The 16,748-nt window shown below is 69.9% G+C and carries 15 protein-coding genes; 8 read left to right on the top strand and 7 right to left on the bottom strand.

From position 1 onward, the window contains the following. Positions 1-28 precede the first annotated feature (28 nt). A complete protein-coding gene (locus EP26_RS02350) occupies positions 29-982 on the bottom strand; it encodes a TIGR03557 family F420-dependent LLM class oxidoreductase (protein ID WP_043335333.1) in 954 nt (317 codons plus the stop codon). Between the two features lie 190 nt (positions 983-1,172). Here EP26_RS02350 and EP26_RS02355 point away from each other — a divergent pair, with 190 nt between their 5' ends. Then, on the top strand, positions 1,173-2,528 hold the full coding sequence (locus tag EP26_RS02355; protein WP_052388705.1) for a glycerophosphodiester phosphodiesterase family protein: 1,356 nt from the start codon (positions 1,173-1,175) through the stop codon (positions 2,526-2,528). A gap of 115 nt (positions 2,529-2,643) precedes the next feature. Here the strand turns inward: EP26_RS02355 and EP26_RS02360 are convergent, their stop codons facing one another. Further along, the gene (locus EP26_RS02360; RefSeq protein WP_084112273.1) at positions 2,644-4,155 is read right to left on the bottom strand and encodes an aldehyde dehydrogenase family protein; all 1,512 of its coding nucleotides are present in this window, start codon (positions 4,153-4,155) and stop codon (positions 2,644-2,646) included. 62 nt (positions 4,156-4,217) lie between these two features. After that, the gene (locus EP26_RS02365) at positions 4,218-4,517 is read right to left on the bottom strand and encodes a hypothetical protein (RefSeq protein ID WP_043335335.1); all 300 of its coding nucleotides are present in this window, start codon (positions 4,515-4,517) and stop codon (positions 4,218-4,220) included. 70 nt (positions 4,518-4,587) lie between these two features. Here EP26_RS02365 and EP26_RS02370 point away from each other — a divergent pair, with 70 nt between their 5' ends. Genes EP26_RS02370 through EP26_RS02385 form a run of 4 tightly spaced genes read left to right on the top strand, consistent with a single transcriptional unit; the run spans position 4,588 to position 9,717 of the window. Further along, positions 4,588-6,060: a malonyl-CoA decarboxylase gene (locus EP26_RS02370; protein ID WP_052388706.1), complete on the top strand. Its 1,473-nt coding sequence runs from the start codon at positions 4,588-4,590 to the stop codon at positions 6,058-6,060. Positions 6,061-6,114: 54 nt separating this feature from the next. Beyond that, positions 6,115-7,440, top strand: a complete 1,326-nt coding sequence (locus tag EP26_RS02375; protein ID WP_043335338.1) for an SLC13 family permease — start codon at positions 6,115-6,117, stop codon at positions 7,438-7,440. Between the two features lie 57 nt (positions 7,441-7,497). Then, positions 7,498-8,709, top strand: a complete 1,212-nt coding sequence (locus EP26_RS02380; RefSeq protein ID WP_043335340.1) for a CaiB/BaiF CoA transferase family protein — start codon at positions 7,498-7,500, stop codon at positions 8,707-8,709. Between the two features lie 30 nt (positions 8,710-8,739). Then, positions 8,740-9,717, top strand: coding sequence for a YheT family hydrolase (locus EP26_RS02385; protein WP_052388707.1), 978 nt, complete (start codon positions 8,740-8,742; stop codon positions 9,715-9,717). Here the strand turns inward: EP26_RS02385 and EP26_RS02390 are convergent. The 3 genes from EP26_RS02390 to EP26_RS02400 are packed head-to-tail and all read right to left on the bottom strand — an operon-like array spanning position 9,695 to position 12,817. Further along, a complete protein-coding gene (locus EP26_RS02390; RefSeq protein ID WP_043335343.1) occupies positions 9,695-10,486 on the bottom strand; it encodes an SDR family NAD(P)-dependent oxidoreductase in 792 nt (263 codons plus the stop codon). The two genes, EP26_RS02385 and EP26_RS02390, sit on opposite strands and share 23 nt — an antisense overlap. A 22-nt stretch (positions 10,487-10,508) precedes the next feature. Then, positions 10,509-11,528 carry a porphobilinogen synthase gene (gene hemB / locus EP26_RS02395; protein WP_043335344.1) on the bottom strand — a complete coding sequence of 340 codons (1,020 nt, stop codon included), beginning with the start codon at positions 11,526-11,528 and terminating at the stop codon, positions 10,509-10,511. Then, positions 11,525-12,817: an O-acetylhomoserine aminocarboxypropyltransferase/cysteine synthase family protein gene (locus EP26_RS02400; protein ID WP_043335346.1), complete on the bottom strand. Its 1,293-nt coding sequence runs from the start codon at positions 12,815-12,817 to the stop codon at positions 11,525-11,527. Before EP26_RS02400 ends, hemB begins: the two co-directional genes overlap by 4 nt. Positions 12,818-12,997: 180 nt before the next feature. Here EP26_RS02400 and rpiB point away from each other — a divergent pair, with 180 nt between their 5' ends. Genes rpiB through nrdR form a run of 3 tightly spaced genes read left to right on the top strand, consistent with a single transcriptional unit; the run spans position 12,998 to position 15,196 of the window. Continuing rightward, positions 12,998-13,441 carry a ribose 5-phosphate isomerase B gene (gene rpiB / locus EP26_RS02405; RefSeq protein ID WP_043335348.1) on the top strand — a complete coding sequence of 148 codons (444 nt, stop codon included), beginning with the start codon at positions 12,998-13,000 and terminating at the stop codon, positions 13,439-13,441. A gap of 4 nt (positions 13,442-13,445) precedes the next feature. Beyond that, on the top strand, positions 13,446-14,747 hold the full coding sequence (gene glyA / locus EP26_RS02410) for a serine hydroxymethyltransferase (protein ID WP_043335351.1): 1,302 nt from the start codon (positions 13,446-13,448) through the stop codon (positions 14,745-14,747). Beyond that, positions 14,744-15,196 (top strand): transcriptional regulator NrdR, encoded by a 453-nt coding sequence (gene nrdR / locus EP26_RS02415; protein ID WP_043335353.1) that lies wholly within the window; start codon positions 14,744-14,746, stop codon positions 15,194-15,196. The genes glyA and nrdR overlap by 4 nt, the downstream gene beginning before the upstream one ends. 39 nt (positions 15,197-15,235) lie before the next feature. On the opposite strand, the gene EP26_RS02420 is transcribed toward nrdR, so the two are convergent. Next, positions 15,236-16,636 carry an MmgE/PrpD family protein gene (locus EP26_RS02420; protein ID WP_043335355.1) on the bottom strand — a complete coding sequence of 467 codons (1,401 nt, stop codon included), beginning with the start codon at positions 16,634-16,636 and terminating at the stop codon, positions 15,236-15,238. Positions 16,637-16,748 lie beyond the last annotated feature (112 nt).

The raw sequence follows: 16,748 nt of genomic DNA on the forward strand, positions 1-16,748 counted from the left end.
CCGGGCCAGGCCCGGGCACAACACCGGTCTAGCGCAGAGCCGGCGCCAGGGCGCTGCGGAAGAAGTCGAGGAAGCCCTCCTGGTTCGGGCCGATCTGGCTGAGAATCAGGTGGTCGAAGCCGGCCTTGCGGAAGGTTTCCAGCCGCTCGAGGTGGCGCGAGGGGTCGGGGCCGCAAGGGACCTGGGCCGCCATCATCTCCGGCTGGACATGCGTGGTGGCGGCGCCGAAGGCCTCGACGCTCGGCAGCTCGGCCATCACCGCCCAGCCGGTCAGCGCCCAGCGGGAATAGCGGTGTGCGGTCTCCATCCCCTCCTTCTCACTGGCGGCGAAGCAGAGCGAGACTTCGGCATAGCAGGGGCCGTTGCCGCCCGCCTCGCGGTAGGCCTCGACCAGCTCGGGCTTCGGCTCGGTGGCAATCATGCCGTCCGCCTTGCGGGCGGCAAGGCGGGCGGCCTCGGGGCCACCGACGGCGAAGATCACCGGCGGCTTGCGCTCCGGCCGGTCGAACAGTCGGGCGTGGTCGAGCTGGAGGTAGCGGCCGCGGTAGTTGCTCAGTTCGCCGGTGAGGAGGCCGCTGATGATCTCGAGCGCCTCGCCCATGCGGGCATGGCGCTCGCCGACGCCGGGCCAACCCTCGCCGACGACATGCTCGTTCAGCCGTTCGCCGGCGCCGAGGCCGAGCACGAAGCGGTCCTCGCTGAGGATGGCGAGGGTGGCGGCGGCCTGGGCGATGATCGCCGGGTGGTAGCGCATGATCGGGCAGGTGACGGCGGTCATCAGCCCGATGCGGCTGGTCGCCTGGGCCATGGCACCCAGCACCGACCAGGCGAAGGAGGCGTGGCCCTGCTCCTCGACCCAGGGGGAGAAGTGGTCGGAGATGGCGGAGAATTCGAAGCCGGCCTGCTCGGCCGCGACGAGGTTGCGGACGAGGGCGCGCGGGGCGTGCTCCTCGGCCATCAGCTTGTAGCCCAGGGTGGTCATGCGGGGGTGCGCCTTGCCGGTAGGGGAGGTGCCGGTGGCAACGTGGCGCCCGGGGCCGGGTTCGGGACAATACGATATGGCTTGAATACATTATAATCTTGCTGTCATCCGGGCGTCATCCGGCTGTTGTCCCCCACCCCTAGCCTCCGCCGCCAAGGCTGCAGCCAGGCGGACCAGGGAAGGGATATCGATGAGCGAATTCAACACGCTGGACGGCGAGGCCCCGGAGGTCGTCGGGCATCGCGGGGCGAGCGGCTACCGGCCGGAGCACACGCTCGAAGCCTACAGGCTGGCCATCGAGCTGGGCGCCGATGTGATCGAGCCGGACGTCGTCGTGACCAAGGACGGTGTGCTGATCGCTCGGCACGAGAACGAGCTCGGCGGAACCACCGATGTCGCCGACCGCTCAGAATTCACCGACCGGGAGACGACCAAGACGATCGACGGGCAGGAGATCACCGGCTGGTTCGCCGAGGACTTCACCCTCGCCGAGATCAAGACGCTCTATGCCCGCGAGCGCATCCCCGAGGTGCGGCCGGACAACACCGAGTATGACGACCTCTACCGCATCCCGACCCTCGACGAGGTGATCGAGCTGGTGCGGCAGGAGGAGGCGCGGACGGGGCGCGAGATCGGCATAATTCCGGAGACGAAGCACCCGACCTTCTTCGCCCAGGAAGGCACCTATCTCGACGGCACGCTCATCCGGCAGGACACCAGCCAGCTCCTGGTCGAGGCGCTGGTGAAGGCCGGCTTCACCGACCCAGGGCGCGTCACCATCCAGTCCTTCGAGCTCGGCAACCTGATCGAGCTGCAGAAGGAAATCATGCCGGAGGCGGGCATCGACCTGCCGCTGGTGCAGCTGCTCGGCGGCTCATACGACCTTGCCTTCAACTTCGATCCGTCCAAGGCGGCGCTCGGCGCCGACCCGTCGATCTATGACGAGCTCGGGCTCGACCTCTCGGTGGAGAGCGCGATCAACGAGGATCTGCTGAGCGCCGAGGCGCTGCAGGCCATGGCGCGCGTCTATGCCGAGGCGATCGGGCCGTACAAGGACTACATCCGCCCGGTCACCGAGTTGGAGACGCCGGTGGACGGCGATGGCGACGGCCGCGCCGAGATCGCCCGGCAGCTCACCGGCGAGACCACCTCGCTGGTCGAGGATGCGCATGCGGCGGGGCTGGAGGTGGTGCCCTACACGCTGCGGGCGGAGGAGAGCTTCCTTTCCCTCACGCCGCAGGGTGAGGTCGAGACGATGACCGAGGAGGCGCGGGCGCTGATCGAGATCGGCGTTGATGGCATCTTCACCGACAACCCCGATCTCGGCCGCGGGGCGGTGAACCAGGAATTCGAGGCGCGGGGCTGGGAGGGCGCCGACTGGGATGCCATCGCCGCCGAGGCCACGCGGAATTTCGAGCGCACCGGCAACTGGTACGTCTCGGGCATCGGCTTCGGTGACCCGGACCGTGACGAGGTGACGGACTGGAACGCGGTCGCCGCGCAGGTCACGGCGAACTTCGCCGCGACGGGGCAGTGGTTCGTCTGACGAGCGTGGTCGCCTTCCGCGGCGGTGAAGCCGCGGAAGGCGGTGCGAGGTTCGCGGGAATAGAGCGAACCTCCAGGGCCCCCGCGGCGACGCGCAGCGGCGTCGCGGGGAGATATCAGCCCATGTTCACCATGATGGTCTTCTTGTGGGTGAAGTGCTCGAGCATCGCCTCGAGCGAGGCCTCCTTGCCGAGGCCGCTGCTCTTCACGCCGCCATAGGAGAGGTTGGCCTGGACCACGAGGTTCTGGTTGATCTGGACGAGGCCGGCCTCCAGCCGGTGCGCCAGGTCGAGCCCGACCTTCAGGTTGTTGGTCCAGAGAGAGGCGGCGAGGCCGAACTCGCTGTCATTCGCCTCGGCCAGCACCGACTCTGCATCGTCGAAGGGGGCGATGACGGTGACCGGGCCGAAGATCTCCTCGCGCACCAGGCGGCTGTCCTTGGTCAGGCCGGTGAAGATGACGGGCTGGATGAAGAGGCCCTTCTTCAGCGCCTGGTCCTGCGGCATGGCGGAGCAGACATGGGCGGTGGCGCCGGGCGTCGCCTTGCCTTCCTCGATGAAGCCACGGACCTTCTCGAGCTGGCCTTCGCTCACGATGGTGCCGATATCGGTCTTCTCGTCGAGCGGGTCGCCCATGACCATCCGGTTCACCGCATCCTTCATCGCCTGGACGAAGCGGTCGAAGATCGGGCGCTCGACATAGATGCGGCTGGCGGCCGTGCAGCTCTGGCCCTGGCGGGTGAAGCGCATGGAGGTGAGCGCGCCGCTGACCGTCTTGTCGAAGTCGCAATCGGCGAAGACGATCATCGGCGACTTGCCGCCGAGCTCGAGCGTGACGGGGATCAGCTTCTCGGCCGCAGCCCGGGCGACGATCTTGCCGGTCTCGACGCTGCCGGTGAAGGTGAGCTTGCGGACCAGCGGGTGCTCGACCAGCGGCGCGCCGCAGTCCGGGCCGAAGCCGGAGAGCATGTTGAAGACGCCGGCGGGGAGGACGCGGTTCATCAGCTCGCAGATGCGCAGCACGGCCAGCGGCGCCTCCTCGGCGCTCTTCACCACGACGCTGTTGCCGGCGACGAGGGCGGGCGCCACCTTCAGCGCCATCAGCAGCATCGGCACGTTCCAGGGGATAATGGCGCCGACGACGCCGAGCGGCTCGCGCACGGTGACGCTCAGCACGTTCGGGGCGAAGGGGACGCTCTCGCCCTTCAGCTCGCTGCCGAGGCCGCCGAAGAACTCGAAGATGTCGGCGACGACGCCGGCCTCGACGCGGCTCTCGGTGCGGAGCGCCTTGCCCGTCTCGAGGGCGATGAGGCGGGCCAGCTCCTCCTGGTGCTCCTTGATGAGCGCGGCGCATTGGTGGACGAGGGCGCCGCGCTTGCGGGCCGGCATCTTCGCCCATTCCTTCTGGGCCTTGGCGGCGTTCTGGACGGCGGCGTCGACATCGGCGGAGTCACCCTCGGCGGCGCGGGCCACCTCCTCGCCGGTCGCTGGGTTGACGACGGCGAAGGTCTTGCCGTTGCGGCCGGGGACGTAGCCGCCGCCGATGAAGTGATGGCCGGACAGCGCCCTGGCCAGCGCGAAGGGGTCGAGGCTGGGAGCGGCGGGGGTCGGCATGGGCCGGTCGAGCATGGGTTCCTCCGGGTCTGTGGCGGGACCATGGCGCCGGGGTCGGGCTTCCGCAAGGCACCGCGTCAGCGGAGCTTGCCTCGCCAGCGGAGGGATTGCCGGTTGAGCGCCGGCAGCAGTGCGGGCTCGGCCCGGATGCGCTCCGCAATGGCCACGGCGGCGGCGAGCTGCGGCTCGGTGAGGTGCCGGATGGCGGGGCGGCGCACCGCCTCGTGCCAGGGGCGGCCGATGGCGGCGTCGAGGCAGACGCGCATGAAGCAGTGGTCGAGGCGGATGGGCCAACCCTCGGCGGCGGCCATGCCGGGCAGGACTTCCCGAGTCAGCGCCAGCCAGCGGGCTTCCAGGGTGGTTCGATGCGGTGGCATGGCGCTCCTTGCCCGGCTTTCTTGGCCGGGACATACGGCGTAAGGCAGCGCCTGCCAGAGGAGGGATTCCATGCCGTCCGTAGCCCTGAGCCTGTCCGACAGCCGCGCCTGGCTGGAGCGGGTGTGGTCCGGCATCGCCGATCGCGGCCGGGACTATGCCGATGTGCCCTCGACCGGGCTGCCGCCGCTGGACCGGGCGCGGCGCCTGGCGGAGTCCCTGCTGTCGGAGCGTGGCGAGGCCTCGGGGGCGGCGGTGGCGCGGGAGCTGCATGAAAGCCTCGTCCAGCTGGCCGGGGAGGATCGCATCGCCTTCCTCCGCTTCCTGGCCGATGGCTTCGGCCCCGACCCGGAGCGGCTGCGCCGGGCGGCGGAGGAATGGATGGCGGAGCCCTCGCCCGAGGCCGCCGCACGGCTGGCCGAGGCCGCCGAGCCGCCGCGACAGGAGCTGCTGCGGCGGATGAACATGGCGCCGGGCGGCACCGCTGCCCTGGTCCGGATGCGCGAGGACCTGACCGGGCTGACCCGCGGCGAGCCGGCGCTCGGGGTGCTGGACGCCGATCTGCGGCACCTCTTCGCCTCCTGGTTCAACCGCGGTTTCCTCGAGTTGCGGCGGATCGACTGGCAGACCCCGGCGGCGGTGCTGGAGAAGCTGATCCGCTACGAGGCGGTGCATGAGATCCAGGGCTGGGAGGATCTCCGGCGCCGGCTCGATGCGGACCGGCGGTGCTTCGCCTTCTTCCACCCCGCTCTGCCGGGCGAGCCGTTGATTTTCGTCGAGGTGGCGCTGGTGCAGGGGCTGGCAACGGCGGTGCAGCCGCTGCTGGCGCGGGATGCGCCTCCGGCCGATCCGGCGGGGGCGGATACGGCGATCTTCTACTCCATCTCGAACTGCCAGGAGGGGCTGCGCGGCATCTCCTTTGGCAATTTCCTCATCAAGCAGGTTGTAGAGGAGCTGAAGGCGGAGCTGCCGCAGCTTGCGACCTTCGCCACCCTTTCGCCCGTGCCCGGCTTCCGCCGCTGGCTGGAGCGGGAGATGGCCTCGCCGCCGGAGGAGGGGCTGTTCCGCCCGGAGGAGGCGGCGCTGCTGACCGCGACGGCCGGCACCGAGGATGCGGCGGCGGCCATCCGGACGCTGGCGGAGGGTGCGTGGTGGGAGGAGGAGGCTAAGCGGGAGGCGTTGCGCGGCCCGCTGCTGCGCCTGGCCGCCGCCTATCTGACCCGGCCGGCGGCGGGGAAGCCGGGCATCGACCCGGTGGCGCGCTTCCATCTCGGCAATGGCGCGCGGCTGGAGCGGGTGAACTGGCTCGGCAATACCTCCGCCCGCGGCATGCGCGAGAGCTTCGGGGTGATGGTCAACTACCTCTACGACCGCGAGCAGATCGAGGCGAACCACGAGCGCTTCGTGCATTCGGGCCATGTGGCGCGCTCCGCTGCGGTGGAGGCGCTGCTGCAGACGCCGAAGGCGGCGGCCGCGGCGCCCTCGCGCTCGGCGCTCGCGCGGCTGCTGGGCGGCGAGGAGAAGGCCGGCGGCAAGCCGGGCTGAACGAGGGGATGAGGCGGGCCGGTGGTGACCGGCCCGGAGGGAGAGACATTGTCCATGTCGCCGCAGACCGTCACCATCCTGGGGCTGGTCGTGATGTTCGTCGTCGCGACCGCCCTGCCGCTCAACATGGGGGCGCTGGGCCTCGCCATGGCCTTCCTGATCGGGACGCTCTCGGTCGGGATGACCTCGGCGCAGATCATCGCCGGCTTTCCGGGCGATCTCTTCGTCACGCTGGTGGGCATCACCTATCTCTTCGCCATCGCCCAGAAGAACGGGACGGCCGATTGGCTGATCCATCGGGCGGTGATCGCCGTCGGCGGGCGGATCGCGGCCATCCCATGGATCATGTTCGGCGTGGCGGCGGCGCTGACGGCGGTGGGGGCGGTGAGCCCGGCGGCCTGCGCCATCCTCGCCCCGGTCGCGCTGCAATTCGCCCGGCAATACGCGATCAGCCCGCTGATGATGGGGCTGCTGGTGATCCATGGGGCGCAGGGTGGCGGCTTCTCGCCGATCAGCATCTATGGCGGCATCACCAACCAGATCGTGGCCCGCTCCGGCCTGCCGGGGCATGAGACCATGCTGTTCCTGGCGAGCCTCGGCTTCAACCTGGTCGTCTCGGTCGGCGTGTTCCTTGCCTTCGGGGGTCGGGCGCTGCTCGGGCGGCGGGCGGCGGCGGCGGTGACGGATGGGGCGGGGGCGGCGGTCACCGGCCTGCCGATCGCGGGACATGGCACGAGTGCCGATGCCAGCCTGACGCCGCCCGCGCATCCGCAGCAGGGCGGGCTGAACCTGCACCAGGCCGTGACGCTGCTGGGGCTGGCGGTGCTCGCCATCGGCGGACTCGCCTTCAACATCAATATCGGGCTGCTGGCGGTGACGGTGGCCGTCGCGCTCGCGCTGCTCGACCCGGAGGAGCAGAAGGGCGCGGTCGACAAGATCGGCTGGTCCACCATCCTGCTGGTCGGCGGCGTCGTCACCTATGTCGGCGTGCTGCAGAAGTCGGGGGCGATCGACAGCGTGGGGCAGGGCGTCTCCAGCCTCGGCGCGCCGCTGCTGGCGGCGCTGCTGCTCTGCTATATCGGCGGCGTGGTCTCGGCCTTCGCCTCCTCGGTGGGGGTGCTGGGCGCCATCATTCCGCTGGCTGTGCCCTTCCTGCAGCAGGGGCAGATTGGCGTCGGGGGGATGATCGCCTCGCTGGCCATCTCGTCGACCATCGTCGATGTCTCGCCCTTCTCGACCAATGGTGCGCTGGTGGTGGCGAATGCGCGGCCGGAGGAGCGCGAGGGGGTGTACCGGCGTTTCCTGGTCTACAGCATCCTCGTCGTGGTCGCCGGGCCGCTGCTCGCCTGGCTGGTCTTCATCCTGCCGGGCTGGATGTAGCGCCGCGGCTGGTGCATCAACGGGCAGGTTCATGCCGCTGACACAAGGGAGAGGGTAATGCAGGACGGACGGGATGGCGGGCCGCTGAAGGGGCTCCGGGTGCTCGACCTGACGCGGGTGCTGGCGGGACCGACCTGCACGCAGATGCTGGGCGACCTCGGTGCCGAGGTGTTCAAGATCGAGCGGCCCGAGGCCGGTGACGATACCCGTGGCTTCGCCCCGCCCTTCGTGCCCAATACGCGGGAGAGCGCCTATTTCGTCGGGGTGAACCGTAACAAGAAGTCTGTCACCCTCGACATCGCCAAGCCCGAGGGCCAGGCGGTGATCCACCGGCTGCTCGAGCATTGCGACATCCTAGTCGAGAATTTCAAGGTCGGCGCGCTGGCGAAGTACGGGCTGGGCTGGGAGCAGCTGAAGGCGAAGTATCCGCGGCTGATCTACTGCTCGATTACCGGCTTCGGCCAGACCGGCCCTTATGCGCCGCGGCCGGGCTATGACGCGCTGATCCAGGCGATGGGCGGCGTCATGTCCCTCACCGGCGAGCCGGAGGGGACGCCGCAGAAGGTGGGCGTGCCGGTGGCGGATCTCTTCGCCGGGCTCTATGGCTGCATCGGCATCCTGGCCGCGGTGAACCACCGCAACGCGACCGGGGAGGGGCAGCAGATCGACATCGGCATGCTCGATACCCATGTCGCCTGGCTGGCGAACCAAGGGATGAACTACCTGGCGACCGGCGAGAATCCGCCGCGGCTCGGCAACCAGCACCCGAACATCGCGCCTTACCAGGAATACCCGACCAAGGATGGCTACATCATCCTGGCCGTCGGCAACGACCCGACCTTCGAGCGCTTCTGCAAGGCGAACGGGCTGGAGCACCTGCTGAGCGACGAGCGCTTCGCCACCAACCCGAAGCGGGTGCAGAACCGCCAGCTGGTGACTGACACGCTGACGCCGGTGATGAAGTCGAAGACGACGGCGGAGTGGATCGAGGCGCTGGAGGCGCTGAAGATCGGCTGTGGGCCGATCAACACGCTGGAGCAGGTCTTCGCCGATCCGCATGTGCAGGCGCGCGACATGGTGCTGGAGCTGCCGCACGCCTCGGGCGAGACGGTGAAGGTGATCGCCAACCCGGTGAAGCTCTCGGCGACGCCGCCCAGCTATCGCAGCCCGCCGCCGGTGCTCGGACAGCATACGGAGGAGGTGCTGGGCGGGGTGCTCGGGATGACGGCGGCGGAGATCGCGGCGCTGCGGGACAAGGGCGTCCTGTAACCGTCGCGGCGGCAGCGCGTTGGCGGTGGCATGACGCCATCGCCCGTGCCCTTCCGCCCGCGTTCGCCCTGGCTGGGCGGCACCTTGCAGACCTTGCGCGCGCTGCGCTGGCCCTGGCCGGCGCGGCTGACGCCGGGGCATCGGCTCTGGCTGCCGATGGCGGATGGCGATGCGCTGGCGGCCATGCTGCATCTGCCGGAGCGCGGCCCGGGGCGGCCGCTTGCCGTGCTGGTGCATGGGCTGACCGGGACGGAGGACGACCCCTATCTACGCGAGGCCGCAGCCGGGCTGCTGCGGCGGGGCTTTCCAGTGGTGCGGCTCAACCTGCGCGGCAGCGCGCGGAGCCTGGCGCGCAGCACCAGCCACTATCATCTCGGTCGCAGCGAGGATCTGGCCGAGGCGCTTGCCGTGCTACCGGAGGCGCTGACGGCGGATGGGGTAGTGCTGGCCGGCTGGTCGCTCGGCGGGGCGCTGGTGCTGAACCTTCTGGGGCGTGGCGGGGAGGGGCTGCCCGTCATCCTTGGCGCCGCCGCGATCGGGGCGCCGCTCGACCCGGCGGCGGCCTTCGCCACCATCGATGCCAACCCGGTGCTCGGCCGTGCCCTGCTGGCGCTCTACCGGCGGGAGGTGCTGGCGGTGCCGGCCAACGACCTTATCGAGCCGCTGCGGCAGGCGGCGCGGCGGGCCGGGTCGCTCATGGAATTCGAGGCGGAGGTGACGGCGCCGCGCTTCGGCTACCCGTCCTTTGGTGTCTTCTGCGAGGTGAACCGGCCGGCCGCCGCCCTGCCACGGATACGCGTGCCGACCTTGCTGGTGATGGCGGAGGATGACCCGCTGGTGCTGGTCACGGTGATGGAGGAGATCGACTGGGCGGCCTGCCCGGCGGTGCTGCCGCTGCAGGTCGCAGGCGGCGGGCATTGCGGTTTCTATGACCGGGCGGGCGAGAGCCTGAGCGTCCGGGCGATGGTTGGCTTCTTCGAGGGCGTCAGTATCCGGGGCGGGGGGTGAGTTCCATTATGGCCTGGTCGAGGCCGCCATCGACTAGAATCTCCCCGCCGGTCACGTAGGAGGCACGCGCGCTGGCGAGGTAGATCACCGCATCCGCGATGTCCTGCGGCGTGCCGATGCGGCGGAGCGGAAGGATCGCCTCGCGCCGTTCCTTGACGCCTGGGGCCTGATAGAAGCTCTCCGACATCGGCGTGCGGATCAGGCCTGGGCTGACGACATTGCTGCGGATGCCGTCCGGGCCCCATTCTAGCGCCAGTTGACGAGAGAGCATGGCGACCGCCGCCTTGCTCGGGCTGTAGCCGCCGCTGCGGGGTTGGGGATTGCTAGCGGCGATGGAGGCGATGTGGACCAGTGACCCGCCGCGGCCCAGCATCTGCGGGCGGAAGGCCTGGGCGCAGAGCAGGTAGCCGGTGAGGTTCACCGCGAGCAGCGTGTTCCACTCCTCCAGCGGGAGGGTGGCGAGCGGGCCGGCGCGGAGTATGCCGGCATTGTTGACGAGGATATCGGCCGGGCCGAGCTTGTCGGCCGAGGCGCGGGCCGCGTCCGCGATGCTGGCCTCGGAGCCGGTGTCGCAGCGGATGGCGGCGACGCGGCCGCCGGCGGCGGTGAGCTGGCCCTCGAGCGCCAGCAGCCCGTCCTTTTCGCGGTCGAGCAGGGCGACGGCGGCGCCGGCCTCGACGAAGGCGGCGGCGATGGCGCGGCCCATGCCGCCCGCGGCGCCGGTGACGACGGCGATCTTATCGGCTAGGCCGAGCCAGTCGGTGTTCATCGCTTGCGCCTCCTTCAGGGACTCAGCGCGACCGGAGCAGCCGCGCCGCCTCCACCGCGAAATAGGTCAGCACGCCATTGGCGCCGGCGCGCTTGAAGCCGAGCAGGCTCTCCATCATCGCCCGCTCGTGCTCCAGCCAGCCATTGCGGACGGCGGCCATAATCATCGCGTATTCGCCGCTCACCTGGTAGGCGAAGGTGGGGACGCCGAAGCGGTCCTTCACCCGGCGGACGATGTCGAGATAGGGCATGCCCGGCTTGACCATCACCATGTCCGCGCCCTCGGCTAGGTCGAGCGCGACCTCGCGCAGCGCCTCGTCGGTATTGGCCGGGTCCATCTGGTAGGTCTTCTTGTCGCCGCGGAGCGCCTTGCCGCTGCCGACCGCGTCGCGGAAGGGGCCGTAGAAGGCGGAGGCATACTTCGCCGCATAGGACATGATGCGGGTGTCGATCAGCCCGGCCTTGTCGAGCGCGGCGCGGATCGTACCGATGCGGCCGTCCATCATGTCCGAGGGGGCGATGACGTCGATGCCGGCCTCGGCCTGGTTCACCGCCTGGGTGACGAGGACGGCGACGCTCTCGTCGTTGTGGACGTATTCGCCCGTCGGCGTCTCGCGGATCACGCCGTCATGGCCGTGGTCGGTATAGGGGTCGAGCGCCACGTCGCCGACCAGGCCGAGCTCGGGGAATTCGCGCTTCAATAGGCGGGCGGCGCGGCACATCAGGTTCTCGGGGTTGAGCGCCTCGGTGCCCTCGGCATCCTTCAGCTCGGGCGGCGTCATCGGGAAGAGGGCGACGGCGGGGATGCCGAGGCTCGCCGCCTGCTCGACATGACCGGCGAGGCGGTCGAGCGTGACGCGAACCACGCCGGGCATCGAGGCGACGTCGGTGGTCTGGCCGCTGCCCTCGCGGATGAAGATCGGCCAGATCAGGTCGTCGACCGTCAGCGTGTTCTCGGCGTTGAGCCGGCGCGTCCAGGCGTCGCGCCGGTTGCGCCGCATCCGCGTCGCGGGGAAGGCCCCGGTCGGGGTGCCGATGCTCATGCCGCCTCCAGCGCCTGAGCAAGGTCGGCGATGATGTCCTCCACATGCTCGATGCCGATGGAGAGGCGGACATAGCCGGGGGTCACGCCGGTCGCCAGCTGCTCCTCGGCGGAAAGCTGGCTATGGGTGGTCGTCGCCGGATGGATGGCCAGCGAGCGGGCATCGCCGATATTGGCGACGTGGTAGAGCAGCTTTAGGTTGTCGATGAAGCGGGCGCCGGCCTCAGCGCCGCCCTGCATCTCGAAGCCCATCAGGCTGCCATAGCCGCCGCGTAGCGCGGCATCGGCGCGGCGCTTCGCCTCGCCGGTCTGCACGCTCGGGTGGATGACCTTCGTTACCTTGGGGTGGGAGGAGAGGTAGGCGGCGACCTTCAGCGCATTGGCGCAGTGGCGCTCCATCCGCAGCGGCAGCGTCTCCAGCCCCTGAAGGAACATGAAGGCGTTGAAGGGCGACATCGGGGCGCCCATGTCGCGCAGCAGGCAGGTGCGCATCCGAAGGATGTAGGCGATGGGGCCGAGAGGCTTCGCGGCCTGGCTCCAAACGGCGCCGTGGTAGCTCGGGTCCGGCTGGTTCAGCGTCGGGAAGCGATCAGCCCCGGCCTCCCAGTCGAAATTGCCGCCATCGACCACGATGCCGCCGATGCTGGTGCCGTGACCGCCGATGAACTTCGTCGTCGAATGCATCACCACCGCGGCGCCGAGGGCGAGCGGCTTGCAGATGATGGGGGCGGCGGTGTTGTCCATGATGAGCGGCACGCCGAGGCGGCGGCCGATGGCGGCGACCTCGGCGATGGGGAAGACCTGCAGCTTTGGGTTCGGCAGGACCTCGGCGTAGTAACAGCGGGTGCGGGCGTCGGTGGCGCGGGCGAAGCCCTCCGGGTCGGCGGGATCGACGAAGCGGACCTCGACGCCGAACTGCTTCAGCGTGTTGGCGAAGAGGTTCCAGGTGCCGCCATAGAGATCGGTCGAGGAGACGATGTTGTCGCCGGCCGAGCAGAGGTTCATCACCGAGAAGCTGGTCGCCGCCTGGCCGGAGCCGACCGCGAGCGCCGCCACGCCACCCTCGATCGCAGCGATCCGCGTCTCGAGCGCGTCGCAGGTCGGGTTCATGATGCGGGTATAGATGTTGCCGAGCTCGGCCAGGCCGAAGAGTCGGGCGGCATGGCCGGTGTCCTGAAACTGGAAGCTCGTGGTCTGGTGGATCGGCACGGCGACCGAGCCGGTGGTCGGGTCAGCCCGGTGGCTGCCGCCATGCAGCGCCAGGGTCTCGGGATTGGTGCTGTTGACCATGGGGTGCTCCTCCGTCGGCCTATCCGTGCCATGTCCGGAGCCGGGACGGAAGCGCGATGAAGAGGTGGGCGGCCCGCGCCAAGGCGGGCCCAGGGGCTGCATGCTTGCAGGCCAGGGTTGCGCGCAAGCCCTTGTGGTCACCATATCGCGCGGACCCCATTGCGTGGTAGGGGACGCCGCATGACCCAGCTCACCATCGCCATCGGCGGGGACCATGCCGGCCTGCCGCTCAAGTCCGTGCTGCAGCAGGTTCTCGCCGAGGCCGGTTACCGGCTGATCGATGTCGGGACCAATTCCACCGAAAGCGTCGACTACCCGGATTTCGCCCATCGCGTCGCCGCCGCCGTCGAGGCGGGCGAGGCGCGGTTCGGCGTGCTGGTCTGTGGGACGGGGATCGGCGTGCAGATTGCGGCCAACCGGCATCGCGGCATCCGCGCGGCGGTGCTGCACTCCGCGACCGAGGCGCGGCTGACTCGGGCCCATAACGACGCCAACATCGCCTGCTTCGGCGCCCGGACCACCGGGCCGGAGCTGGCGCTCGATGCGCTGCGGGCCTTCCTCGCCACCGAATTCGAGGGCGGGCGGCATGCCCGGCGCCTCGCCAAGCTTGCTCCGAACGGGTGACGCCATGAACGAGACCACTGCCTATCGCATCCCGGACCGCTTCTTCAGCGCCCCGGTCGCCGAAGCCGACCCGGAACTGGCCGCCGCCATCGGGCAGGAGCTCGGCCGGCAGCAGGACGGCATCGAGCTGATCGCCTCGGAGAATATCGTCTCCCGGGCGGTGCTCGAGGCGCAGGGCTCGGTGCTGACCAACAAGTATGCCGAAGGGTATCCGGGGCGGCGCTATTACGGCGGCTGCGAGTTCGTCGATGTGGCGGAGACGCTGGCGATCGAGCGGGCGAAGCAGCTCTTCGGCTGCGGTTTCGCCAATGTGCAGCCCCATAGCGGGGCGCAGGCCAACCAAGCGGTGTTCCTGGCGCTGCTCCAGCCGGGCGATGCCTTCATGGGGCTCGACCTGGCGGCGGGCGGGCACCTGACCCATGGCTCGGCGGCGAACCTCTCCGGCAAGTGGTTCAAGCCGGTGCCCTATACGGTGCGGCAGGAGGACCAGCGGATCGACATGGCGGAGGTCCGCCGCATCGCGCTCGAGAACAAGCCGAAGCTGATCATCGCCGGCGGCTCGGCCTATGCGCGGGTCTGGGACTTCGCCGCGTTCCGCGCCATCGCCGACGAGGTGGGCGCCTGGTTCATGGTCGACATGGCGCATTTCGCCGGGCTGGTGGCGGGCGGTGCGCATCCCTCGCCCTTCCCGCATGCGCATGTGGCGACGACGACGACCCACAAGACGCTGCGCGGGCCGCGTGGCGGCATGATCCTCACCAATGACGAGGCGCTGGCGAAGAAGTTCAACAGCGCCGTCTTCCCTGGCCTGCAGGGCGGGCCGTTGATGCATGTGATCGCGGCCAAGGCTGTCGCCTTCGGCGAGGCGCTGAAGCCAGAATTCCGCGCCTATTCCCGGGCCGTCGTCGCCAATGCGGCGGCGCTGGCGGAAGAGCTGAAGGCGCAGGGGCTCGACCTCGTCACGGGTGGTACGGACAACCACCTGCTGCTGGTCGACCTGCGGCCGAAGAAGCTCACCGGCAAGGCGGCGGAGGGCGCGCTCAACCGGGCGCATCTCACCTGCAACAAGAACGCCATCCCCTTCGATCCGGAGAAGCCGATGGTGACCTCCGGCGTCCGCCTCGGCACGCCGGCCGGCACCACGCGCGGCTTCGGCGAGGCGGAGTTCCGCGAGGTCGGCAAGCTGATCGGCGAGGTGCTGGACGGGCTGGCGCGGGCCAATGATGCCGCCGCCAACTCGGCGGTAGAGGAGAGCGTGAAGGGGCGGGTGCTCAGCCTCTGCCAGCGCTTCCCGATCTATCGATGAGATGCCCCTATTGCGGCAGTGACGATACCCAGGTGAAGGACAGCCGCCCGGCGGAGGATGCGGCGGCCATCCGGCGCCGGCGCTCCTGCCCGGCCTGCGGCAGTCGCTTCACCACCTTCGAGCGGGTGCAGCTCCGCGAGCTGACGGTGCTGAAGACGGATGGGCGCCGGGCGCCCTTCGACCGGGAGAAGCTGGCGCGGTCCATCCGCGTGGCGCTGCGCAAGCGCCCGATCGACGAGGACCGGGTAGAGCGCATCGTCAACGGCATCCAGCGGCGGTTGGAGACGGAGGCCGACTCTGAAGTGACCTCGCGACAGATCGGCGAGATCGTCATGGAGACGCTGAAGGAGGTGGACCAGGTGGCCTATGTCCGCTTCGCCAGCGTCTACCGCAATTTCGGCGAGGCGAAGGACTTCCGCGCCTTCCTCGGCCAGCTCGAGGACAAGTAGGGCCGGAGACTGAGCCCCGGCCCGTTCGAGGGCCGGAGATTACTCCCCGGCGAGCCTTGCCGCCATCATCGGCGCGCCGAGGCGCAGCATGCCGTTGACGTCGGCGGCACGCTCGAGGCCGATCACCGCATCGGCAAGCTGCACCGCCCGGTCACGGCCGAGCACGGCATCGACCAGGCCATGGAACTTGGCCCGTAGCTCCGCCTCGGTGAGGAAGTTCTCCGGCTCGCCCTTTGCGATCTTCACCACCCGGACATGCTCCTGGCCGCGGACCTTCAGGGTCAGTTTGCCGGACATGTAGTCCGGGAAGAGGGCCTGGATCTCGGGGTCCTCGACGCAGTTGACCTTCGGGAGGACGCTGCGCACCGCCGGGTCCTGCAGGTGGGCATAGCTGTCCCAGCCCATATGGCCGTGCACCAGGCCGCAGGCGACGACGAAGGGGCCGCTGAACTGGCCGTCGACGACGTTCTGGGGGTTCTGCTTGTAGGCGAGGGGGGCGCCGACCAGCAGCATGCCCTTGTTCGGCAGGCCCATAGTGACGGACTCGATATCCTCCGCCTTGAGCCCCAGCTCGTTGTGGAAGGCGATGGCCGCATCGACGCAGGCATGGCCATAGCGGCAGGAGGGGTAGGGCTTCACCGCCGTGTTCATCAGCTCGAACTGATGGCCGAGGCCCTGGAGGGCGCGCTCGGGCGTCGGGTTCGGCGCATAGGCGCGGAGGAAGCCGGCCTTGCCCTCGAAAGCCTCGGAGGCGCCACGGAAGCCCTCGCGCGCGAGCGTTGCGGCGGCGAGGCCGTTCATCGCCGACCAGCCGACCTGGAAGCGCTTGGTCCAGGCGCCGTTCGCCAGGAATTGCAGGCTGCCGGCGGCCTGGGAAAGGGCGATGCCGAAGGCGTCCTGCATCCCCTTGGCGTCCAGCCCGAAGACCCGCGCCGCGGCGGCGGCAGCGCCGAAGGCGCCGCAGGTGGCGGTCGGATGGTAGCCGCGGTCGTAGTGGTCGCCGCCTGGAAGGGCCAGGGCGAGGCGGCAAGTCACCTCGTAGCCGGCGACGATGGCGGAGAGGACGGTACGGCCATCGGCGCCGACCATCTCGGCCGCCGCCAGCGCCGCCGGGATCACCGGCGCGCCCGGGTGCAGCGTGCCCGCCGCATGGGTGTCGTCGAAGTCGAGGCTGTGGGCCAGTGCGCCGTTCAGCATCGCGGCGCCTGCCGGGGTGTAGCGGGCGCTGTCGCCGAACACGGCGGAGCCGCCGGCGGCGAGGCCGAGGGCGCGCGCCATGGCGAGCAGGGCAGGGGTGCTCTCCGCATCATGCCGGCCGCGAATGATGTTGCCGACGAGATCGAGCACCAGGAAGCGTGTGCGCTCCTGCACCTCGGGCGGCAGGGTGGCGAAATCGAGCGTCGCGCAATATTGGGCGATTGTTTCGGTGACGGCGACCATGACGTTTTCCCCTCGGCTTCCGCCGATCCTAGCACCATCGCCCCGGCTTCCAAGAGCACGCGGTAGTTGCGGACGGGGCATGGCCCGTGGCACCTGTCGCGGCATGATCCCT

Origin of the sequence: Belnapia moabensis DSM 16746 (genome assembly GCF_000745835.1) — a bacterium.
GTDB classification, from domain to species: Bacteria; Pseudomonadota; Alphaproteobacteria; order Acetobacterales; family Acetobacteraceae; genus Belnapia; species Belnapia moabensis.

Bases quoted from the DNA above. Each gene is read 5' to 3' on its own strand.
- EP26_RS02350 (WP_043335333.1), bottom strand. From the start codon at position 982: ATGACCACCCTGGGCTACAAGCTGATGGCCGAGGAGCACGCCCCGCGC.
- EP26_RS02355 (WP_052388705.1), top strand. From the start codon at position 1,173: ATGAGCGAATTCAACACGCTGGACGGCGAGGCCCCGGAGGTCGTCGGG.
- EP26_RS02360 (WP_084112273.1), bottom strand. From the start codon at position 4,155: ATGCTCGACCGGCCCATGCCGACCCCCGCCGCTCCCAGCCTCGACCCC.
- EP26_RS02365 (WP_043335335.1), bottom strand. From the start codon at position 4,517: ATGCCACCGCATCGAACCACCCTGGAAGCCCGCTGGCTGGCGCTGACT.
- EP26_RS02370 (WP_052388706.1), top strand. From the start codon at position 4,588: ATGCCGTCCGTAGCCCTGAGCCTGTCCGACAGCCGCGCCTGGCTGGAG.
- EP26_RS02375 (WP_043335338.1), top strand. From the start codon at position 6,115: ATGTCGCCGCAGACCGTCACCATCCTGGGGCTGGTCGTGATGTTCGTC.
- EP26_RS02380 (WP_043335340.1), top strand. From the start codon at position 7,498: ATGCAGGACGGACGGGATGGCGGGCCGCTGAAGGGGCTCCGGGTGCTC.
- EP26_RS02385 (WP_052388707.1), top strand. From the start codon at position 8,740: ATGACGCCATCGCCCGTGCCCTTCCGCCCGCGTTCGCCCTGGCTGGGC.
- EP26_RS02390 (WP_043335343.1), bottom strand. From the start codon at position 10,486: ATGAACACCGACTGGCTCGGCCTAGCCGATAAGATCGCCGTCGTCACC.
- hemB (WP_043335344.1), bottom strand. From the start codon at position 11,528: ATGAGCATCGGCACCCCGACCGGGGCCTTCCCCGCGACGCGGATGCGG.
- EP26_RS02400 (WP_043335346.1), bottom strand. From the start codon at position 12,817: ATGGTCAACAGCACCAATCCCGAGACCCTGGCGCTGCATGGCGGCAGC.
- rpiB (WP_043335348.1), top strand. From the start codon at position 12,998: ATGACCCAGCTCACCATCGCCATCGGCGGGGACCATGCCGGCCTGCCG.
- glyA (WP_043335351.1), top strand. From the start codon at position 13,446: ATGAACGAGACCACTGCCTATCGCATCCCGGACCGCTTCTTCAGCGCC.
- nrdR (WP_043335353.1), top strand. From the start codon at position 14,744: ATGAGATGCCCCTATTGCGGCAGTGACGATACCCAGGTGAAGGACAGC.
- EP26_RS02420 (WP_043335355.1), bottom strand. From the start codon at position 16,636: ATGGTCGCCGTCACCGAAACAATCGCCCAATATTGCGCGACGCTCGAT.